25 protein-coding genes are annotated in these 18,963 nt (G+C 61.6%); 14 read left to right on the top strand and 11 right to left on the bottom strand.

The window, feature by feature from the left end:
- The 5 genes from DK842_RS17750 to DK842_RS17730 are packed head-to-tail and all read left to right on the top strand — an operon-like array spanning position 1 to position 2,674.
- On the top strand, positions 1-369 hold the full coding sequence (locus DK842_RS17750) for a hypothetical protein (protein ID WP_114062649.1): 369 nt from the start codon (positions 1-3) through the stop codon (positions 367-369).
- Positions 370-427: 58 nt separating this feature from the next.
- The gene (locus tag DK842_RS17745; RefSeq protein WP_198414566.1) at positions 428-745 is read left to right on the top strand and encodes a hypothetical protein; all 318 of its coding nucleotides are present in this window, start codon (positions 428-430) and stop codon (positions 743-745) included.
- Positions 742-1,713, top strand: coding sequence for a hypothetical protein (locus tag DK842_RS17740; RefSeq protein ID WP_114062648.1), 972 nt, complete (start codon positions 742-744; stop codon positions 1,711-1,713). The genes DK842_RS17745 and DK842_RS17740 overlap by 4 nt, the downstream gene beginning before the upstream one ends.
- Positions 1,713-2,156, top strand: coding sequence for a hypothetical protein (locus tag DK842_RS17735; protein ID WP_114062647.1), 444 nt, complete (start codon positions 1,713-1,715; stop codon positions 2,154-2,156). Before DK842_RS17740 ends, DK842_RS17735 begins: the two co-directional genes overlap by 1 nt.
- Entirely contained in the window at positions 2,156-2,674 is a 519-nt protein-coding gene (locus DK842_RS17730; RefSeq protein WP_114062646.1) for an ead/Ea22-like family protein, read from the top strand. The genes DK842_RS17735 and DK842_RS17730 overlap by 1 nt, the downstream gene beginning before the upstream one ends.
- Here the strand turns inward: DK842_RS17730 and DK842_RS17725 are convergent.
- A complete protein-coding gene (locus DK842_RS17725) occupies positions 2,653-3,072 on the bottom strand; it encodes a hypothetical protein (protein ID WP_114062645.1) in 420 nt (139 codons plus the stop codon). The genes DK842_RS17730 and DK842_RS17725 overlap by 22 nt on opposite strands.
- 41 nt (positions 3,073-3,113) lie before the next feature.
- On the opposite strand from DK842_RS17725, the gene DK842_RS17720 reads away from it, so the two are divergent.
- The 9 genes from DK842_RS17720 (at position 3,114) to DK842_RS24195 (ending at position 10,696) form a co-directional block, all read left to right on the top strand.
- A complete protein-coding gene (locus tag DK842_RS17720) occupies positions 3,114-3,743 on the top strand; it encodes a deoxynucleotide monophosphate kinase family protein (protein WP_114062644.1) in 630 nt (209 codons plus the stop codon).
- Positions 3,744-3,934: 191 nt separating this feature from the next.
- Complete coding sequence (locus DK842_RS24290; RefSeq protein WP_198414565.1) at positions 3,935-4,123, top strand: helix-turn-helix transcriptional regulator; 189 nt, start codon at positions 3,935-3,937, stop codon at positions 4,121-4,123.
- Between the two features lie 65 nt (positions 4,124-4,188).
- Positions 4,189-4,758, top strand: coding sequence for an aminodeoxychorismate/anthranilate synthase component II (locus DK842_RS17710; RefSeq protein WP_114062643.1), 570 nt, complete (start codon positions 4,189-4,191; stop codon positions 4,756-4,758).
- The gene (locus DK842_RS17705; protein ID WP_114062642.1) at positions 4,758-5,144 is read left to right on the top strand and encodes a lysozyme inhibitor LprI family protein; all 387 of its coding nucleotides are present in this window, start codon (positions 4,758-4,760) and stop codon (positions 5,142-5,144) included. Before DK842_RS17710 ends, DK842_RS17705 begins: the two co-directional genes overlap by 1 nt.
- A 13-nt stretch (positions 5,145-5,157) precedes the next feature.
- Entirely contained in the window at positions 5,158-6,186 is a 1,029-nt protein-coding gene (trpD, locus tag DK842_RS17700; RefSeq protein WP_114062641.1) for an anthranilate phosphoribosyltransferase, read from the top strand.
- Between the two features lie 57 nt (positions 6,187-6,243).
- Positions 6,244-7,620 (top strand): phosphomannomutase/phosphoglucomutase, encoded by a 1,377-nt coding sequence (locus tag DK842_RS17695; RefSeq protein ID WP_114062640.1) that lies wholly within the window; start codon positions 6,244-6,246, stop codon positions 7,618-7,620.
- An 81-nt stretch (positions 7,621-7,701) separates the two neighbouring features.
- Positions 7,702-8,604, top strand: coding sequence for a 50S ribosomal protein L3 N(5)-glutamine methyltransferase (prmB, locus tag DK842_RS17690; protein WP_114062639.1), 903 nt, complete (start codon positions 7,702-7,704; stop codon positions 8,602-8,604).
- Between the two features lie 219 nt (positions 8,605-8,823).
- On the top strand, positions 8,824-10,386 hold the full coding sequence (locus tag DK842_RS24200; RefSeq protein WP_148667777.1) for a methyl-accepting chemotaxis protein: 1,563 nt from the start codon (positions 8,824-8,826) through the stop codon (positions 10,384-10,386).
- Complete coding sequence (locus DK842_RS24195; RefSeq protein WP_168194914.1) at positions 10,379-10,696, top strand: hypothetical protein; 318 nt, start codon at positions 10,379-10,381, stop codon at positions 10,694-10,696. Before DK842_RS24200 ends, DK842_RS24195 begins: the two co-directional genes overlap by 8 nt.
- An 88-nt stretch (positions 10,697-10,784) precedes the next feature.
- On the opposite strand, the gene DK842_RS17680 is transcribed toward DK842_RS24195, so the two are convergent.
- From DK842_RS17680 to DK842_RS17635, 10 genes are all read right to left on the bottom strand, one after another.
- On the bottom strand, positions 10,785-11,258 hold the full coding sequence (locus tag DK842_RS17680; RefSeq protein ID WP_114062638.1) for a DUF2269 family protein: 474 nt from the start codon (positions 11,256-11,258) through the stop codon (positions 10,785-10,787).
- On the bottom strand, positions 11,255-11,623 hold the full coding sequence (locus DK842_RS17675; protein WP_114062637.1) for a DoxX-like family protein: 369 nt from the start codon (positions 11,621-11,623) through the stop codon (positions 11,255-11,257). The genes DK842_RS17680 and DK842_RS17675 overlap by 4 nt, the downstream gene beginning before the upstream one ends.
- Complete coding sequence (locus DK842_RS17670) at positions 11,620-12,453, bottom strand: NAD-dependent epimerase/dehydratase family protein (RefSeq protein WP_328589930.1); 834 nt, start codon at positions 12,451-12,453, stop codon at positions 11,620-11,622. The genes DK842_RS17675 and DK842_RS17670 overlap by 4 nt, the downstream gene beginning before the upstream one ends.
- Positions 12,450-12,806 carry a hypothetical protein gene (locus tag DK842_RS17665; protein WP_114062635.1) on the bottom strand — a complete coding sequence of 119 codons (357 nt, stop codon included), beginning with the start codon at positions 12,804-12,806 and terminating at the stop codon, positions 12,450-12,452. The genes DK842_RS17670 and DK842_RS17665 overlap by 4 nt, the downstream gene beginning before the upstream one ends.
- A gap of 54 nt (positions 12,807-12,860) precedes the next feature.
- Positions 12,861-13,247, bottom strand: coding sequence for a thiol-disulfide oxidoreductase DCC family protein (locus tag DK842_RS17660; protein ID WP_114062634.1), 387 nt, complete (start codon positions 13,245-13,247; stop codon positions 12,861-12,863).
- Positions 13,244-13,789 carry a GbsR/MarR family transcriptional regulator gene (locus DK842_RS17655; protein WP_114062633.1) on the bottom strand — a complete coding sequence of 182 codons (546 nt, stop codon included), beginning with the start codon at positions 13,787-13,789 and terminating at the stop codon, positions 13,244-13,246. Before DK842_RS17655 ends, DK842_RS17660 begins: the two co-directional genes overlap by 4 nt.
- A 116-nt stretch (positions 13,790-13,905) precedes the next feature.
- Entirely contained in the window at positions 13,906-14,982 is a 1,077-nt protein-coding gene (locus DK842_RS17650) for a sulfotransferase family protein (protein WP_114062632.1), read from the bottom strand.
- Positions 14,966-15,622 carry an adenylyl-sulfate kinase gene (cysC, locus tag DK842_RS17645; RefSeq protein WP_114062631.1) on the bottom strand — a complete coding sequence of 219 codons (657 nt, stop codon included), beginning with the start codon at positions 15,620-15,622 and terminating at the stop codon, positions 14,966-14,968. The genes DK842_RS17650 and cysC overlap by 17 nt, the downstream gene beginning before the upstream one ends.
- A 182-nt stretch (positions 15,623-15,804) precedes the next feature.
- Positions 15,805-17,622 carry a DUF1302 domain-containing protein gene (locus DK842_RS17640; RefSeq protein WP_114062630.1) on the bottom strand — a complete coding sequence of 606 codons (1,818 nt, stop codon included), beginning with the start codon at positions 17,620-17,622 and terminating at the stop codon, positions 15,805-15,807.
- A gap of 63 nt (positions 17,623-17,685) precedes the next feature.
- Positions 17,686-18,864: a M20 aminoacylase family protein gene (locus DK842_RS17635; RefSeq protein WP_114062629.1), complete on the bottom strand. Its 1,179-nt coding sequence runs from the start codon at positions 18,862-18,864 to the stop codon at positions 17,686-17,688.
- Between the last annotated feature and the right edge of the window lie 99 nt (positions 18,865-18,963).

Below are 18,963 nucleotides of genomic sequence, written 5' to 3'. Positions count from 1 at the left end.
ATGCCCGACATCACCATCACCAAAGGCGAGTTGTTCGAAGTCCTGTCCGATAGCGACCTGTCAGCCGAGTTCAAGCGCCGGAATCTGGATCTCTCGCTGCTGAACACCCCGATGTCCTTTTCCTTCAGCGAGGAGCCCGTCGAGCTGTATGTCGATCTTGACGAAGAGGAGCACGAAGAATTGCTGAGCGAGGCCAGCGACGACGCCTTGCTGGAGCAAGCCCGCGAGCGCGGTTTAATCCCCGAGGACAGGACCGGAAATGAGGTATTTGAGCGCCTGAATCTGGCGCTGAGTGGGAATGACGTCGAGCAGATCACCGCTTGCGCTCGCGAGATCTACGAGCAAAGCACCAGCCGCATCGCCGGCTGAACGCACAGGGCAAGCCTGCCCTGTGCGCATCGTAAACACCAACCAGAAAGGGAACCCCATGGACCAAAGCACCACCGGCCTGTACCCGAAATTCCACGTCTCCCGCGCTGACGGCCGCGACCAGCCTGGCGGCGATCGCGCCGGCGCCGATTACCTGGTGATGGACCTCGCCTACGACGAACACGCCGTCCCGGCGGCGCTGGCCTACGCCGACAGCTGCCGCGAGCGTTATCCGCAGCTGGCCGACGACATCGTCGCCCAGCTGGCGCACCGCCAGGCAACGGCCGATCAACAGGAGGGCGTCGGCTCCGTCTGCAGCGCGGACGCGCCGCTCGGCAACACTTGGCCAGCCATCAAGGCCGGGGGTGCCCAATGATCCGCTTCGATTTCGTCCACGCCGACAGCGGCGAGCGCCGCAGCGTATCCATGACCCACACCGAGCTGGTCGACGAGCTGGAAAACCACCTGATCGACAAGCTCGACGCCGAGTACTGCCAGTGCACGCCGGACGCGCCGGAATCCAACGTCGTCGAGTGCAACTGCGAAAGCTACCTGGAAGGGTTCGCCCTACAGCACGATGAGCCCGGCACGCAGCCGGACCGCCAGCGCGCCGCGGCCGCGCTTTACCAGATCCTCGGAAGCTACAACGCGCCGGCGAAGGTGCTGGACCTGGCCAGCGCGCTGATGAACGGCGAGCCGCTGCCGTTCGATCCGGTCGAACTGCTCCCCTTCGCGCCGGAGGGAGAGAAGCAGGGCCAGTTCTTTGCCTACGACGACGACACCGGGTTTGAACGGTTCAACACCGCGGTCGAAGCCATCGCGGCAACGGAAAACAGCATTGACGAGTGGCGCGCGCTCGCTTCCGAGGGCTGGCCTGAAGAGGTTGAAAACGTCTGCTGGGGCGTGGTGCTGGGCAAGACCAAGCAGATTCCCATCCGGGACCATCAAGAGAACATGGCCGCCCTCTTAGACCGCTTCGTTGATTACGAACTGACTGACACCCGTCTGCAAACCACGTCGGCGGCGCCGGAAGAGTGGATCAACAAGGTGATGGAGCAGGCTCAAGTCTTCGCCAGCAGCTGGGCACTGGTCGGCGGCCGGTTCGACGCTGGCAGGGCGCTGGAAAACGCCGAGGTGCAGAAGCAGGCGCTTCGGGAAATGCTTCAAGCCGCGCCGGCAACCGCCGAGGAATCCTCGGCAGATCAGCCCGCGCCGGAGGAGGTGTACGGCAAAACCCCCGGGTGCAAACAGTGCGATGAAGCCGAAGCATGCGGACTTACATTTTGCCCGGAGTGTGATGCGACGCTCGCCTCCACGCCTCAGCCGAAGGAAGGGGGCGAGTGATGGGAGAGGTCATTCAGATCGGCGAGTGGACGCTTCGCCGAACACAAGAATTGCGCTGGACCAAAGAAGACGGCTGCAAGCATCACCGGCTGGAATTGGATGACCGCGGGGACGTGGTGAAGTGCTCCGATTGCGGCGTCCAGGTTTCCGCATATTGGGCGCTCACCACAATCGTGGAACGGTACAACCAAGAAATGAACAAGTTGAGCAGTGCACGCGAGCAGCTGAAGAAGGAGCAGCAAGAAGGCGTTTCTTTGACAGCCGCCAGGAAGGTGGAAAAGGCGTGGCGCTCTCGGACGATGGTGCCGGCCTGCCCACATTGCCACACGGCGATTTTCCCTGGGGACGGCTTCGGCGGGATCAACGTCAACAAAGAGATGGCATTGCGCCGTAGAGAAGTGGCGAGTTGCCGCAAAACCGCCGCGCGGAAAGGGGCCGAGTAATGGACGAGTTCTACCTTAAGGAAGCAACAAAGATGACACCTGACCAACTCGCCGCCCTGCGCGCGGCGGCCGAGGCTGCGACGCCGGGGCCGTGGCGCACGGGAGGCAGCAAGCCTGATGGACTGCACGAGATTACGGTTTACGGCTCACAGGTGGTAATCGACACAGACATTGGCCCCAAGGTGCTGCTGGAGGGAAATAGCAATTTCCAGGCAGAGTCGGTCGCTAATGCCGCGTACATCGCCGCCGCCAACCCGGCCGCCGTCCTGGCGCTGCTCGGCCACATCGACGCCCAGGCCGCACGCATCGCCGAGCTGGAGCGTGTCGCAGCGCGGTATCGGTGGCTGACTCAAGATGCCTACATCGGGGAATGCTTCACTGATCGGGGCGTTGTGCTTGAAATTTGTGGGACGGATAGAGAAATACCCGTATTCCACGAGCGCGCGACCGACAGGGAGGAGGTAGACGCCGCCATCGACGCTGCGATGGAGCGGTATCAGCCACCCAGCTGTGGGTGAATTGAATGAATACGGTATAGGGTGCCACCTGTGGAGCGCGCCAGCTGAACCGGCTTTATTGAAAGCCCGTGCAGCTCTAACTCCTTCATTGGCCATGGACGGGAAATTAGGCGGCAAAAATCTCTCACATCCTTGCCGTTTCCAAGCGCACTCGGAAGTTCTTCATCTCCGATATCGGTTCTGCGCGCCAGCAGAAAGTAGAGCTGATCAAACCGGAAATCGAACACAAGCCTCCCCTGGTCGTCTCGAACGGGGCTTCGCATTTCCTTCAGCTCCCCCAGCAATTCAGCATCTCTCGCCGCCAGCAGCCGGGCAAACTCCCCCTTGAAATATGCAGCAACAAGAGAGAGATACTTTGTCTTTGTCACGGCGCGCTCCGCAGAATAAACGCTCATCATATCGCAGGCTCTAATCTAACGTGCTTTCGCAGGAGAACCACATGCAACTAATCGGCCTCGCCGGCCCGAAGAAATCGGGCAAAGACACCATCGCAGACCACCTGATCGCCGCGCACGGCTTCGTGAAGATCGGATTCGCGGACAAGATCCGGGAGGAGCTGTCCGCCGCATTCCCCGACCATGATCATGACTTCGAAAATCAGAACATGAAAGACGAGCCTAGTGTCTATCTCGCGCTTATCCTGTGCAGCGATGCGGGCTTCCTTCACTGGTTGAATTTGCGGGATTTCGGGACAGAATCAGATGACCGCCGCGTTCCGCGCTCACCGCGCTGGCTCCAGCAGCAATGGGGCGACTACCGGCGCGCGACGGCCGGCTGGGATTATTTCATCTGCGCGGTGCGCGAACGGATAGAAGCGTCAACGGCGCCGGTCGTCGTGTCCGGCCTGCGCTACGCCGCCAGCGCGCCGATTCCGACCGCCGAGGCCGATCTGATCCGGCAGCTAGGCGGCTGGGTTTGGCACGTCGACCGGCCGGGCTACGAGGCGTCGGCGGAGCACACGACAGAAATAGCCCTGCCGCGCCACCCGCGCGACCTGACCATCGACAACGACAGCGACGTAGAGGCGCTGCTCGAAGTCATCGACCTGACCATCGGGGCTCTCGCATGAAACAGAACGCCCCGACCACGAAAAGGTCGCCCACGTTGGCGGCCTTGTTGTTTCCGCAGGCCGTGCCGGCAAGCATGCGCGCCCTGCCCTCCACCCACCATCCCGAGCGGCACAGCAAGGGCCAGTCGTTCAGCCCTGCTCATTGGCCGCGGATGTCGTCATCTCATGAACTGAATTGAAAGGAACCGGCCATGTCCACTGGACAGCTCTACACGATGAAGGACATCAGAAGGCTAACGGGTTTCCACCCTGCCACGATTTACCGTAAGATCAAGCTGAACGAATTTCCCGCACCAATAAAGATTGGCTCAGCATCGCGTTGGCCAGAGGAAGTATTCACTGAGTGGCGAGGGAGAGCCATCGCCGGCAATAGTGAGTAACATTGTGAGTAACAAACGGTCACACCTCGGGCAGCAACCATTAAAATCAAAGGGTTAGCCGACTTATGTTGCTTATGATCGACAACTACGACTCCTTCACCTACAACCTGGTGCAGTACTTCGGCGAACTGGGCCAGGACGTGAAGGTGTTCCGCAACGATGAAGTCTCACTGCAGCAGATCGAAGAACTGAAGCCCAAATATCTGGTGATCTCCCCCGGCCCCTGCACGCCCAACGAGGCCGGCGTGTCGGTGCCCGCCATCCTGCATTTCGCCGGCAAGCTGCCCATCATGGGCGTATGCCTGGGCCACCAGAGCATCGGCCAGGCCTTCAGCGGCAAGGTCGTCCACGCCAAGCAATTGATGCACGGCAAGGTGTCGCCGGTCAGCCACCTGGACAAGGGCATGTTCCATGGACTGCCCAATCCGGTCACCTGCACCCGCTATCACTCGCTGGTGATCGAGCGTGAAACGCTGCCGGACTGCCTGGAAGTCACCGCCTGGACTGACGACGGCGAAATCATGGGCGTGCGGCACAAGACACTGCCCATCGAAGGCGTGCAGTTCCACCCGGAATCCATCCTCACCGAGCATGGCCACCGCATGCTGGACAACTTCCTGCGGGAATTCGCCTGATGCGGCTGGCTGCCTTTCTGGCCGGCGCGATGCTGGCATCCCCCGCTTGGGCCGGCGCGCTGGAGGACTGCGAACGCAGCCAGGCCGACACCCCCGCCGTCGCCGCCTGCCTGCAGCAAAAGCAGGCTGAAGCCAGCCGCATGCTCGCCGCGCAGGAAGACAAGGCGCTGGCCGCGATGCGCAAGCTGGACGCCGCCACCGACATGCGCTTCCACGCCGCGCGCGATCTGCGCCGCGCCGGCGAAGCCTACCGCGACTACCGCCGCCAACACTGCGGCTGGGTGGAGGCCAGCTACGCCAGCGGCAACGGCGGCGGACGCGCGCGCCTGGCCTGCGAAATCGACCTCGACACGCAAAGGCTGGCCGATCTGGCCCGCCACAGCTGATTAGGAACCCACCATGATCTCCCCGCAAGCGGCATTGAACCGCCTGATCGACGGCAACGAACTGTTTTACGAAGAAATGCTGGCGCTGATGCGCCAGATCATGCGCGGCGAACTGACTCAGGCCCAGACCGCCGCCATCCTGATCGGCTTGCGGGTCAAGGTGGAATCGGTATCGGAAATCGCCGCCGCCGCCACCGTGATGCGCGAATTCGCCACCCACGTGCCAGTGGCCGATCGCCGCCATCTGGTCGATACCTGCGGCACCGGCGGCGACAAATCGCACACCTTCAACATCTCCACCACCGCCTCCTTTGTCGCCGCGGCGGCGGGCGCGCGCGTGGCCAAGCACGGCGGCCGCTCGGTGTCGTCCAGCTCCGGCAGCGCCGACGTGCTGGAGCGGCTCGGCGTCAATCTGCAGCTGGCGCCGGAGCAGGTGGGGCAATGCCTGGACGAAATCGGCCTGGGCTTCATGTTCGCGCCCAACCACCACAGCGCGATGAAGCACGTGGCGCCGATACGCAAGGAGCTGGGCGCGCGCACCATCTTCAACATCCTGGGCCCGCTGACCAACCCGGCCGGCGCCGACAACCAGCTGATGGGCGTGTTCCACCCCGACCTTGTGGGCATCCAGTCGCGCGTGCTCAAGCAACTGGGCAGCAAGCACGTGATGATCGTCCATGGCAGCGACGGCCTGGACGAATTGACACTATCCGGCTCCAGCATGGTGGCGGAGCTCAAGAACGGCGAGATACTGGAATACGAACTGGAGCCGGGCGAGTTCGGGCTCGCGGAATGCGAGCTGAAAGCGCTGCGCGCCACCACCGCGGAACAATCCAGGGACCGCCTGCTGTCCGTGCTGGACGGCGAGAGCGGCCCCGCCCGCGACATCGTGCTGTTCAACGCCGGCGCGGCGATTTACACCGCCGACATCGCCCCAAGCCTGGCTGACGGTGTTACCATGGCGCGCGAGGCCTTGGACAGCGGCAAGGCCAAGCTGAAACTGCAGCAACTGATCGCCTTGAGCCAGAAGCTCGGCGCCTGAATTCCCAGCGGGGCGAAGCACCTCCGCCCCCAAACCTCATATCGCGTCTGAACCATCATGAACAAAATATCCAAAGACATTTTCAAGGCATATGACATTCGCGGCATCGTCGGCAAAACCCTGACAGCGGCGGTGGCGCGGCAGATCGGCCAGGCCGTCGGCTCCGAAGCCCGCGCCCGCAAAGTCAAAGCCATCGTAATCGGCCGCGATGGCCGCCTGTCCGGCCCCGAACTCAGCGAAGCGCTGGCTGAGGGCATCCGCGCCGCCGGCCTGGACGTGATCGACGTCGGCCGCGTCGCCACCCCGATGCTGTACTTTGCCGCCCACCAATTGGGCACGCTGTCCGGCGTGATGGTGACCGGCAGCCACAACCCGCCGGATTACAACGGTTTCAAAATGATGCTGGCCGGCGACACCCTGGCCGGCGACGACATCCAGAAACTCTATCAACGCATCGTCGACGGCGATCTGGCGGAAGGCGAAGGCGGCTACGACACCCATGACATCGCCGAGGCCTATTTCGAACGCATCACCTCCGACATCAAGCTGGAGCGCCCGCTGAACATCGTGGTGGACAGCGGCAACGGCGTGGCCGGCGCCTTCGGCCCTCTGCTCTACCGCCGCCTGGGCTGCAAGGTTCGCGAGCTGTTCTGCGACGTGGATGGCAACTTCCCCAACCACCACCCGGACCCGGCCAAGCCGGAAAACCTGAAAGACCTGATCGAGGCGCTGCAAAAGACCGACGCCGAAATCGGTCTGGCCTTCGACGGCGACGGCGACCGTCTGGGCGTGGTCACCAAGGACGGCAACATCATCTGGCCGGATCGCCAGCTGATGCTGTACGCGGCAGACGTGCTGGACCGCAACCCCAAGGCCAAGGTGATCTTCGACGTCAAGTCCACCCGCCTGCTGAAGCCCTGGATCAAGAAAAACGGCGGCGTGCCGGTGATGGCGCGCACCGGCCACAGCTTCATCAAGGCCAAGATCAAGGAAACCGGCGCCCTGCTGGCCGGCGAGATGAGCGGCCACGTGTTCTTCAAGGAGCGCTGGTACGGCTTCGACGACGGCATCTACACCGGCGCCCGCCTGCTGGAAGTGCTGTCCCGCGTCGAAGACCCGAGCGAACTGTTGAACGCGCTGCCCAACGCCGTCTCCACGCCCGAGCTGAACCTGAAGATGGCCAAAGAGGGCGAAAATCACGCGCTGATCTCCCGTCTGCAGGAATCGGCCACGTTCGACGGCGCCGAGGAGATCAACACGCTGGACGGCTTGCGCGTCGAATACAAGGATGGCTTCGGCCTGGCGCGCGCCTCCAACACCACGCCGGTGATCGTGTTGCGCTTCGAGGCCGATACGGAAGAGGCGCTGGAGCGCATCAAGGGCGACTTCCGCCGCGTGCTGGCCACTGCCACCGACGCCAAGCTGCCGTTCTGATACGGCGCGGGCCGCCTTGAGGCGGCCGCCGCCAAAGGGGACATGGGGGATCCATGTCCCCGCTGCATTGAAAGGAAACCCATGTACCCATTGGCCGCCAGCCATTTCACCACCGCGCGCGATCTGCTGCGCTTCGCCGTCTCCCGCTTCAATGAGGCCGAGCTCACCTACGGCCACGGCACCAGCAACGCCCATGATGAAGCCGCCTATCTGATTCTGTCGGCGCTGCAATTGCCCATCGACAAGCTGGAGCCTTACCTGGACGCCAAACTGTTGCCTGAAGAAGTGGAAACCGTGGTGGAGCTGATCCGCCGCCGCGCCGAAGACAAGGTGCCAGTCGCCTACCTGACCAACGAAGCCTGGCAGGGCGAGTTCAACTTCTACGTCGACGAGCGCGTGCTGGTGCCGCGTTCCTTCATCTATGAGCTGCTGGGCGAGCCGCTGACGCCATGGATCGAACATCCGGAACTGGTGCACCGCGCGCTGGACCTGTGCACCGGCTCCGGCTGCCTGGCCATTCAGCTGGCCAGCCACTACCCGGACGCCGAAGTCGACGCCGTCGACATCTCGCTGGACGCATTGGAAGTGGCGGCAATCAACGTCGAGCACTACGGCCTGCAGGATCGGGTCCACCTGATCCACACCGACATGTTCGAAGGCATCGAGGAAAAATACGACCTCATCATCTCCAACCCACCCTATGTCGACGCCGAGTCGGTGGATGAATTGCCGCAGGAATACCTGCACGAGCCGGAAATTGCCCTTGGCTCCGGCGAGGACGGCCTGGACGCCACCCGCGAAATCCTGCGCCGGGCGCCGGAATTCCTCAACGAGCGCGGCGTGCTGCTGGTGGAAATCGGCCACAACCGCGACATGCTGGAAGAGTGCTTCCCCACCCTTCCTTTCATGTGGATGGAAACACAAAGCGGCGATGGCTTCGTCTTCCTGCTGACCCGCGAAGACATCGTCAACGCCGCCATCTGATCCAACCGCAAAGCCGCCAACGCAAAAGAGTTGGCGGCTTTCTTCATCCCCTCAGCCGCATCCCAAATATCGCAACTAGCCGAAAGCACGGAATTCCACGACGCCGTACGGCGAAGTGGGCCTATTTATCTATTGGAGATTACTAGCCTATCCCACCTGCCTGCACTATAAGTCGAAGGGTTGAAGTCCTGTTCCGATCGACCGAGATAGGGGTTTGCAATGGGTATCGCGCAACGAATTCTCTCAATGGCCCGCCGAAACAATTCGATCCCTAGCCGTCAAAAACAGGCTCCGCAGGACGATTTCGTCGCGCGCGCGCACGAAGCCGTCTCGCAAGTGGAGGCGATCAACAAATCCATGGCCGTCATCGAATTCGACCTGAACGGCATGATCCGCGACGCCAACGCCAACTTCCTGCAGACCATGGGCTACAGCCTCGACGAAATCCGCGGCCAGCATCACCGCATGTTCGTGGAAACCCGTTACGCCCAAAGCGCCGAATATCGCCAGTTTTGGCAACGTCTGGCCAAGGGCGAGCATGTCGGCGGACAGTTCAAACGCATCGGAAAAGGCGGTCGCGAGGTATGGATCGAGGCATCCTACAATCCCATCCTCGACAAAGCCGGCAAACCTTTCAAAGTGGTGAAATACGCCACCGACATCACCCAGCAAAAGTCGCGCAACGCCGATTTCAAAGGCCAGCTCGCCGCCATCGGCAAAGCCATGGCCGTCATTGAGTTCAACCTCGACGGCTCCATACGCGAAGCCAATTCCAACTTCCTGCAGGCCATGGGATACAGCGCCGAGGAGCTGCGCGGGCAGCATCACAGAATGTTTGTCGAGCCCAGTTACGCGCAAAGCGGCGAATACCAGCAGTTCTGGGCGGCGCTGGCGCGCGGGGAACATAAAGAAGGCCAATTCAAGCGCCTTGGCAAAAACGGGAGGGAAGTCTGGATTCAGGCGTCGTACAACCCTATCTTTGACATGAATGGCCGGGTGATCAAGGTAGTAAAGTATGCGACAGACATCACTGAGCAGGTAATGCTGGCTAACGCCATGAAACTGGCAGTGGAGCAGACGCAAGGCGTGGTGGCTTGCGCCAAGGATGGCGACCTGACCAAGCGCATCCCGATGGATGGCAAGAGCGGCGCGATTGAGGTGCTTTGTTCTGGAGTCAACTCGCTAGTGGAAACCATGCTCGACATCATCAGAACCATTCGCCAAAGCAGCGATACGATCGCAGCCGCATCCAGCGAAATCGCATTGGGCAACCACGACCTGAGCCAGCGAACGGAAATGCAAGCATCCAACCTAGAAGAAACCGCCAGCAGCATGGAAGAGCTGACCAGTACCATACGCCAGAACACTGAAAGCGCCAGAGAAGCCAGCAAGCTGGCCGTCGAGGCATCTTCCGTGGCTACCGAAGGAGGAGAAGCGGTTAAGTCCTCGGTATCGATCATGGCGGAAATCAGCGACTCTTCGCGGCGTATTTCCGAAATCATCAGCGTGATCGACGGCATCGCCTTCCAAACCAATATTCTTGCCCTGAATGCAGCAGTCGAAGCCGCCCGTGCCGGCGAACAAGGCAGAGGCTTCGCCGTAGTGGCCGCCGAAGTACGCAATCTGGCCCAGAGATGCGCCAATGCCGCCAAAGAAATCAAGGAATTGATCTCTTCCAGTGTGCAGAAGGTGGAAAAAGGCGCCCTACAAGTGAATTCAGACAGGGCAAACCATGGAACAAGTGGTTGCCAGCATCCGGCGAGTAGAAAGCATCATGTCTGAAATCAGCCTAGCCAGCGTCGAGCAATCGCGAGGCATTGAGCAAGTCACCAGCGCAGTCACGCAAATGGATGGCGCCACCCAACAGAACGCAGCCTTGGTGGAAGAAGCGGCGGCGGCCGCCAAGCTACTGGAAGAGCAAGCCTTGCGCATGAACAATATTGTGGGGAAGTTCGATCTGGGCGATGCCTCTGCAATGCCCAATAAGCGCGGAAACCAAACCGCAGCCCTCTCGCTGGACAACATCTACCGGCGAAATCCGGAACCCAGCGCGACCTCCAACCATGCCTATCCACTCCGCAGTGGCTCCTGATAGGCAAGCAAGGGGATTAGGACGCGAATATCGGCTAAAAGAATGGGCCGGCAGCCATACGCTGCTGGCCAAGCTTTCGTTTTTGGAGTCATGACCAGTCCGGCTTCAACACCATCAGAAAATACACCGCCAGCATCGCACAGAAGGCCGGGTAGCCCAGGCACTCCCAGATCCTAGCAAAGCGCCAGTAGCGCGCGGGCAGTGCCTGCCCCGCTTCCGCCGCGTCGCGGGCCATGCCCGCCATCCGGATTTGCAGCCACACCACCGGCAACCAACACGCGCCGGAGAATAAAAACAAGCCCAGTGCCCAGGCAATCCAGGACTGGGTCAACGGCCACCCGGCCTGATGGGCCAGCCACAAGCCGGACAAGGGCTGGAAAATCACCGCCGGCGTGGTGAACCACCAATCCGCCCGCACCACCAGCCGCGCCACCTCGGCCTGCGCCGGCACCTTGCCGCCGCGGTTGGCGAAGAACATGTAAAAAGCGGAGCCAAGCCCGGTACCCACCATCAACGTGGCGGACAAGATATGCAGCGTCTTGACGATCAGATAAGCATTCATGGTTTTGCCTCCCGGTTGGCGCCCAGCCACAGCAGCATCGCCAGAATGGGCAGGTTTTTCATTAGCGGCGCGAACGGATGCAGCCAGTTTTCAGGCAAAGCCACCGCCACCACAACGCTGTAAAACAGTACCGCCCATGCCTGCAGCCTCCAGGTCAGAGCGGTGGGCCGCCAGACTATCCATGCGGCGAACCCCAAATCCATCGCGCAAGACAGCAGAAACAGCGGCGCCTGCGCGGCATGCGGCAGCTCCAACCGCGCCAACATGGCGATCGACTCGTCCCAGGCCGTCAGCGGCGGTTGCAGCCCGCTCCACAGCCATAGCGCGGCTAGCGACCACTCGACGGTTCTGCGTGTCGCCCTCACGCCATCGCTCCGAATTGGCGGAACGACAAGGGATTGCGCTCCAGCAGCGCCGCGAAGTCCGTCGCGTCCGCTGTCGAGCCCTGGCGCAACATGCGCAGGCTGTCCCGATCGAACAGGCTGCCCGGCACGCACGCGCCGCATGCGGCCAGGCCATCGGCCAGATAGCCTGGCATGGCCCACACCTTCGCCGCCGTGCGGATGCCCTGCATGCGGCGCAGCTGCCGCAGATAGTCGGCCAGGGAGGCTTCCTCCTGTCCAACGAAATCCACCGTGCCGCAAACGTCGCTCTCAACCAGTTTGCACAAGCCTTCAACCGCATCATCCGCGGCCACCGGGCGCACTCGCTGCGCTCCGCCATCTGGCAAAGGCCAGAGCGGCAGCCGGGACAAAGCCCGCAGCAGGCGGCTGCTGGCGCCGTCCGCGCCATATACCAGCGAAGGACGGGCGACGGCGACATCCAAACCGCTGGCGAGCAACGCCGCGTCTCCTCTCCCCTTGCTGGCCAAAAACAAGGTGTCAGCCTCTTCCGATGCGCCCAGCGCCGACAATTGCACCCAGCGACGCGCCCTCCGGCTCTTCGCCAAACCTGCCAGACTCGCCGGACCGAAATGATGCACGGCCTCCAGTTCTCCCTCTCGCCCTTCCCGCAGCGCCCCCGCCATATTGACGATCGCGGTCACGCCGTCCACCCAGTCCGCCCAACCGCGTTCGGGCCGCGCCAGGTCCAACTCTGCTCGGGCAGGTGTCAACAACTGATATCCTCGGCACCGCAGTCTGGAGGCGACCCGTTGCCCGATGAAGCCGCGGGCTCCCAACAACAGCACTCTCATTGCGCCCCTCCTTCCTGAGCGGCCGCCGGCAGCGGCTTGCCATGGCTGGACCGGTTGAACGCCACCTGGCGCCACACCAGCCGCACCAAGACCAGCAACTGAGCCACCACGCCTATCAATGACCACTTCAACACCTCGCGAATATCCAGCCACAGAGAAGAAGAAGCCTCATTCGGCGCCGACAACAATACCGTCAGCAACGGCGTGGCCAGCACCAGCAACAGGAACGTCCGACTCCAGAACGATGCGCCTTCGCCTCGCTCGCACAACGCTCGCGCCACCTGCCGCAGCGGCTCCGCCAACAGCCACCAACACAACAAGCTGCACAAAACCGGCATCAGAACCATGATCAAAACATACCCTCCCACAGCAATCTCCTTATTCTGAAATTTCTGTCAAAACAGAATTTATTGGCTAAAAAAATCTCTTCCCGCCCGCGGCAACAGGCACGCCGGCCAACACCGCCTGCTGCGCGCGAACCAGGGATATGTCGCCTTCAGCAATCCTTTCACCGGCGGCCAGGACAAAATGGCCACCAAGCGGGACAAACCGCAACGCGCATACATGCCCAACAGCGCATCCACTCCCGTGCGCAGCCGTCCCGATTCATCGCAGGCATGGATGCGCGCCAGCGCGGCCTCTGGAACCAGGCCCGCTTGCTCCAGCCTTTCCGGCTGCCGGCGGATGTCGATCAACTCCAGACGCGCCGTGTGATCCAACTTGCGCATCCACTGCATTTCCCTCGCGCACAAAGCGCTGTCCCCATCGTAGAAAATCCGGTACTTGCCATTCATTCGCTCTCTCCCGATTTACCTCCCCGGCCCAGCAACTTCTGGATGCCCGCGCCCATTTTCAACACCTTGCTCAGCGTGGCGGTGGACAAGCGCAACATTTCCCGCGTCCACGCGGTCAAGGTATCCATGAACTGCCAGGTATTGCGTATGCGCTGCTGCGCCAACGGGCTTTCCAGCTTGAAGTCCGGACTCTCCATGCACTCGCGCAGCACGTCCAGCGTCGGCTCGATCTCGCGCCGCTGCCGCTCCGCGACGATGATGCGGAACAACTCCCACACATCGCCTGAAGTTTCAAAGTGGTCGCGCCTATCGCCCAGTACGTGGACGTTGCGGATCAACTTCCAGCCTTGCAGCTCCTTCAGGCTGTTGCTGACGTTGGATCGGGCAACGTTCAGTGTTTCCGCCAACTCCTCGGCGCACATCGCTCGGCCGGTGATGAACAACAGCGCGTGTATCTGGGCCACGGTGCGGTTGACACCCCAGCGGGTGCCCATTTCGCCCCAATGCAGTACGAATCGTTGGCTTACAGGTGTCAGTTCCATACTCGACACAATAGTTATTTCCGAAATTTCTGTCAATAGAGAAATTAAAAAGCAAAGGCCAACCAGAACCTGACAACTCGCAAGCCAGAAGTCGATGTCTGGGAACAGACTGCGCGCTAATCCGTCATCTCGCTATGCCGCTGACGCTCCTGCAGAGGCTCGCGCAGCAAACGCTGCCGCAAACCTGCCAGATAGTCCGCCCGGCACTGTCTGAGCATGTAATCGCGGTAATTGTGGATTTTCAACTCGTCCCAAGCCTGCTGTCGCGCCTGCCGTGAGCAGGCCTCAGCCCCCGCCACCATCTCGTCGGTCAGCGGCAACCCTGCCTCGGTCAGCAGCGTATAGCCATAACGCTCCATATAAGGCCGGCAGGCGGTTTCTATGATTTCAATCTCGCGCATCGACAATTGCTGCTTGAACTTGTCCGCGTGCGCGATGATGGGGGGAAAATGATTGGATGACCACAGCGCGGAGCGCTGCGCGATCTGGGCCGCCTCGGTCGAGCTGCGAATGTCCAGCATCTGGGGCATGAAGGCAATTCCGAAGAAATCGCAGACCTGCCGCAACGCCATCTGCTGATCGGTCAGGAAATCCTCGTAACGTATGGTCAACACGCGGTCGGGATGGGCAGCCAGCAGCTTGTCCGCAGCCTGGTAGGCGACCAGCCAGGTCTGCGCGTTCAGGACGGTGTCGAAATCGTGGATGATAGCCCGGTTGATCGATGCGACCTGGGCGCGTGGGTCCCGCACAACGTTGAGAAAACGCATGTCGGGAAACAGGCTTAGCAGCTCTTCTGCGTAATGGACGTTATCCAGCGACTTGTCCATCACCACCCGCGCCTGATGGCGCTCCCCCGCTCGCAACAGCAGCTCCCAGGCGATCCGGTGCGCGCTGCGGGGCTGGCCGGCCAAAGCCTCGAAAATTTCAACCGGATCGAATACCATGTCCGGCCACTTCACCATGCTGGCGGCCTGCAAACCCACTACATCCACCACCAGCTGGAAATAATTGCGGTCGTCAGACAAATCCCCATACAACGGCAGCAAGGGCATGAAATCAACGATGTGCAGCGGATACGGCGAGTAGAAATCTGGATTGAAATTCAGCCTCAGCCTGAGCGCATGGCTGCCACAACGCCGAAGCGGGATCATCAATACCGGCAAGGGCCGCCCCGTATCAGATATGGTACTCATCGCCGACTCCCTCCATCGCCGCGGGACTGCAACAGTGCAGCACTAGGCCGAACAAGCTGTCCACACACTCATCCACACTTTGCGCGCTGGTATCCAGCGCCAGCCCAGCCTGCTCCGGAGCCTCATATGGAGAGGAAACCCCGGTGAAATTCGCGATTTGCCCCGAACGAGCCTTCGCGTACAGGCCCTTGCAATCGCGCTGCTCGCACACTGCCAGCGGCGTGCTGACGAAAACCTCGGCGAAATGCCTCTCGCCGACGATTTCCCGCGCCATCTCGCGGTCGCTGCGCAGCGGGGAAATGCAGGAGCAGATCACGATCAGCCCGGCATCATTCATCAGCCTGGCCACCTCGGCCGCCCTGCGCAGGTTCTCCCTCCTGTCCGCTTCGGTGAAACCCAGGTTGCGATTGATGCCATGGCGCAGATTGTCTCCATCCAGCACCACAGCGGAAAAACCATTGTTCACCAGCCTCGCCTCCAGCTCGTAGGCGATGGTGGACTTGCCCGCACCGCTGAGCCCGGTCAGCCAGATGGTCATCGCGGCATGGCCGAACAGGCGTCGCCTGTCCGCCAGCCGGACTCGGCCGCCGGTGCGAAAAACATTGGCGGGTATCCCCGCCTGAACGGATACGCCCGCCATGAGCCGCCTCCTTCGATGATAGCGCCCGTTCCACAACGGGAACCACACGCCAGATACTTTGTTCATAGCGCCAAAGGGAAGCCGCAACCCAGGACAAAGTCCTGACCTAGTATTTGCACGGATCAAAAAATGCATATTCTAAACAGGCATTCCATTCCATTGGACTGATACCGCTTCGCTAGCTAAAACTTGATACCGGCGCTGATCATCGACAGGCTTCGGTCCTGCAAAGTGTTGTAATCTCCGCCCGCCGTTTTCAGATACAGCAGCTCGAACTGGTAGCGCTTGCGATACTCCCCCTGCAGCCGCCACAACGCGCTGCGTCGTCCCTGCATGAACTGGCCGTCGTGGGAATAACCTTTCACGTCGTAGCCTAGAGCCAGCGAAGGCATCAGATCCAAACCCGGCAGCGCGCCGTAATAATGCTCCTCGAACTTGGCTCGCCACCCCCAGGCGTTGGCGGTGACGAAACCATCCCGCGCGCAGTTCAATGCATCCCCGCTACAGGAAGGCGACGAGATGGATGGCGCCTGCCCGAAGCCTACCCTGCCGTAGCGCATCACATAGGCATCGGGCAGGCCGGACAGATGCTTGAGGCTGGCTTCGGCCGATAGCCTGGCTTCGCCGCCCAACAGCCGTCCCAGCGCCTTGGACGCCCCCAGGTTGAACTGGCTGCTGCCAAAGGTATCGTAGCCACGCGCCACGTAGCCCGCCGGGGTCGTCGCTAGATAGCCCAACGGCCCCGTTCCGGCCAACACCCCGTAGAGAAAGTCGGCGCCGTTCCAGGCCACTGGCTGATTGGGACGATAGGTGAGCTCGCTGTAAATCCCCGTGCCATCCGGCAAGCGAGTTCGGAAATTGACGCCGTACATATGGATGTGGTCCGGGTAAGCGCGCCGGAATTGGCCTGCGATCCCGGTGGGGGCCACCTTGCCCTGATTGGCAGCAGCGGGCAGAAATACGCCGGGACCGGTGCGAACCATCTGGTTGAAACTCATCATGCTGGTCTGATCGGAATAGAACAGGCCCACTTGACCAATATTTTCGAACAGATAACTGAGGCTGAAGCCGAATTCGCCGCCATACGGCTTATCGTCCGCCGCGCGTTGGATATGATCTAGCGGGTTGGCAAGCGATTGCTGGTCGGTGGTGACAATGGCCCGCCGCGCCAGCTTGCTGAGCAAGGTGCCATTCAGCGTCAGCGCGTTGCAGCCGGGCTGGGCGTAGTCGCTGCCCGAGTAAAACGCTCCGCAGGCGGGATAGGCATTAGGCGCGAACTTGAACTGGTAGTAGCCATCCACTGCCAGTTTCGGCGTCGCCTGAAGCTTGGCGTAGAAAGCCGGGGTTGGAATGTTTACCATTTCCGGAACCGTGCCGGAACGGCCCAGGGCGTTGAAATCCATCGCGTTCACTTGCTGAATGCCGCCCAGTATCGTGGTGGGAGTGATCCAGGGAATGATTTGTTGCCCTAGCCGCAGCGTCAGGGCCCCATCCCCCAGCAGATAATGGCCATACGCATAGGCGTCGCTCAGCGCCACGCCGCTGAAGCGGCCCAGCAAGGTGAATTGGCTGTCATTCAAGGGCGCGCCAGGCGCATATCCGTTGGGCGCGTGGCCGTGCGGCACCGCGCGGTGGATCATGGCGTAGTCATACCAAGCCTTGGCGCTGACGAACATTCCGCCGTCACCGCGGCGCAAGTCGCCCTGCGCATAGCCCTGCCAAGCCTCGGACACCAGATCTCCGCGCCGGTAATTGAGATCGCCGTCGTTCTGCGTATCCATCGCGTTGGCGTGGCCGGTGAGCATATCGTTGGGGTTCTCGGTCCTATACACATTGCCGATCGCCATCGCGCCCTTCGCCTCCAACTTCCACGATCCCAGATCGAATTGCCTTCCCTCCCCCAATCCGGAAGGCAGCGTGCTGACCGTGATTTCTCCGGCATGTCCCGCGCCGGCCAACAACATGAACAGCAGGGGCTCGCATCCACGGATTCGCTTCATCTGACCATCTCCTCTTCATTGTCGTCGTCGCTGCGCCGCCCCCCGCGGCGCAACGCCATGCCGCTAACGCAGATACTTTTCAGCCAGATTCGCCCAGTAGCTGGCGCCCAGGCTCAGAATTTCGTCATTGAAGTCGTAGCCGGGATTGTGGATCATGCAGCCTCCCTTGCTGCCTACCCCGTTTCCCAGCACCACGTAGCATCCCGGCACCTGTTCCAGCATCCAGGAAAAATCGTCTCCGCCCATCGCCCCAGCCGGCAGCGGCAAGATGGCCTGCGGCCCGACCATGGATTCGGCCACCTCGCGCGCGATGCGCGTTTCCTCCGGGGCGTTGACCAGCACCCGGGTCACCGGTTTCCACTCGACCTCCGCCGCCACGCCGAAGCTTTGCGCCTGCAGGCTCACCATATCCCTCAGCCGGCTCTCGATCTGTTGCTGGATCGCCGGGTTATAGGTGCGCACTGTCAGCTCCAGCCGCGCGCAGTCGGGAATCACATTGCTGGCGCTGCCAGCCTGGACCGAACCAATGGAAACCACTGCCGGCTGGTCAGGCGGCAGATTGCGCGACACGATGGTCTGCAGCGACAGGATGATGGATGCCATCGCCACGATGGGATCGACGCAGGTATGCGGCATGCCCCCATGCCCTCCCTTGCCAATCAGCTTGATGGAGACGATGTCTGCCGATGCCGCCAGCACGCCGGGCTGCACGATGAAGCTGCCCACCGGCAGCGTGGGGCCGTTGTGCAATGCGAATACCGCGTCGCAGGGAAAGCGCTCGAACAAGCCATCTGCCATCATCCGCGCGGCGCCGCCCTGTCCCTCTTCCGCCGGCTGGAAAATCAGGTTCAGCGTGCCGTCGAAATCGCGGGTTTCGGCCAGATGGCGCGCTGCGGCCAACAGGATGGCGGTATGGCCGTCATGCCCGCAGGCGTGCATCTTGCCGGGTTGCTTGCTGGCGTACGGCAGGCCGGTTTCCTCATGTATCGGCAGTGCGTCCATGTCGGCGCGGATGCCCAGCCGGCGGCTGCCAGAGCCGCAACGCAGCTGCCCAACCACGCCGGTGCCTCCTACACCCGCGGCCACCTCATAACCCCAGGCCCGCAACGATTCGGCCACCAGCTTGCCGGTGGCCACTTCCTCGAAGCCCAGTTCGGGGTGGGCGTGGATGCTGTGGCGGATGGCGATGAACTGCTCCTCATGTTGCTTGATGGCGGGAATGACCCCTGGCAGATTGGACATGCGTAGGCTCCGTTTCCATGCGGTGGGAAGAACGGCGTCGAGCAAGGCATTAAGCCCGCGGAACACCGCTTTGATTCCAGTCTATGGAGGACGGATGCG

It is taken from the genome of Chromobacterium phragmitis, from assembly GCF_003325475.1.
In the GTDB taxonomy this organism is placed as follows: domain Bacteria; phylum Pseudomonadota; class Gammaproteobacteria; order Burkholderiales; family Chromobacteriaceae; genus Chromobacterium; species Chromobacterium phragmitis.
The sequence above is the reverse complement of the archived record's forward strand: the minus strand, read 5'-3'. Positions and strand labels throughout refer to the sequence as shown.

Coding starts and splice junctions, on each gene's coding strand:
- DK842_RS24200 (WP_148667777.1), top strand. CDS start 8,824: ATGGGTATCGCGCAACGAATTCTCTCAATGGCCCGCCGAAACAATTCG.
- DK842_RS17705 (WP_114062642.1), top strand. CDS start 4,758: ATGCGGCTGGCTGCCTTTCTGGCCGGCGCGATGCTGGCATCCCCCGCT.
- DK842_RS17640 (WP_114062630.1), bottom strand. CDS start 17,622: ATGAAGCGAATCCGTGGATGCGAGCCCCTGCTGTTCATGTTGTTGGCC.
- DK842_RS17730 (WP_114062646.1), top strand. CDS start 2,156: ATGGACGAGTTCTACCTTAAGGAAGCAACAAAGATGACACCTGACCAA.
- cysC (WP_114062631.1), bottom strand. CDS start 15,622: ATGGCGGGCGTATCCGTTCAGGCGGGGATACCCGCCAATGTTTTTCGC.
- DK842_RS17750 (WP_114062649.1), top strand. CDS start 1: ATGCCCGACATCACCATCACCAAAGGCGAGTTGTTCGAAGTCCTGTCC.
- DK842_RS17660 (WP_114062634.1), bottom strand. CDS start 13,247: ATGAATGGCAAGTACCGGATTTTCTACGATGGGGACAGCGCTTTGTGC.
- DK842_RS17735 (WP_114062647.1), top strand. CDS start 1,713: ATGGGAGAGGTCATTCAGATCGGCGAGTGGACGCTTCGCCGAACACAA.
- DK842_RS17725 (WP_114062645.1), bottom strand. CDS start 3,072: ATGATGAGCGTTTATTCTGCGGAGCGCGCCGTGACAAAGACAAAGTAT.
- prmB (WP_114062639.1), top strand. CDS start 7,702: ATGTACCCATTGGCCGCCAGCCATTTCACCACCGCGCGCGATCTGCTG.
- DK842_RS17635 (WP_114062629.1), bottom strand. CDS start 18,864: ATGTCCAATCTGCCAGGGGTCATTCCCGCCATCAAGCAACATGAGGAG.
- DK842_RS17670 (WP_328589930.1), bottom strand. CDS start 12,453: ATGAGAGTGCTGTTGTTGGGAGCCCGCGGCTTCATCGGGCAACGGGTC.
- DK842_RS17710 (WP_114062643.1), top strand. CDS start 4,189: ATGTTGCTTATGATCGACAACTACGACTCCTTCACCTACAACCTGGTG.
- DK842_RS17740 (WP_114062648.1), top strand. CDS start 742: ATGATCCGCTTCGATTTCGTCCACGCCGACAGCGGCGAGCGCCGCAGC.
- DK842_RS17720 (WP_114062644.1), top strand. CDS start 3,114: ATGCAACTAATCGGCCTCGCCGGCCCGAAGAAATCGGGCAAAGACACC.
- DK842_RS17745 (WP_198414566.1), top strand. CDS start 428: ATGGACCAAAGCACCACCGGCCTGTACCCGAAATTCCACGTCTCCCGC.
- DK842_RS17650 (WP_114062632.1), bottom strand. CDS start 14,982: ATGAGTACCATATCTGATACGGGGCGGCCCTTGCCGGTATTGATGATC.
- trpD (WP_114062641.1), top strand. CDS start 5,158: ATGATCTCCCCGCAAGCGGCATTGAACCGCCTGATCGACGGCAACGAA.
- DK842_RS24195 (WP_168194914.1), top strand. CDS start 10,379: ATGTCTGAAATCAGCCTAGCCAGCGTCGAGCAATCGCGAGGCATTGAG.
- DK842_RS17655 (WP_114062633.1), bottom strand. CDS start 13,789: ATGGAACTGACACCTGTAAGCCAACGATTCGTACTGCATTGGGGCGAA.
- DK842_RS17680 (WP_114062638.1), bottom strand. CDS start 11,258: ATGAATGCTTATCTGATCGTCAAGACGCTGCATATCTTGTCCGCCACG.
- DK842_RS17695 (WP_114062640.1), top strand. CDS start 6,244: ATGAACAAAATATCCAAAGACATTTTCAAGGCATATGACATTCGCGGC.
- DK842_RS24290 (WP_198414565.1), top strand. CDS start 3,935: ATGTCCACTGGACAGCTCTACACGATGAAGGACATCAGAAGGCTAACG.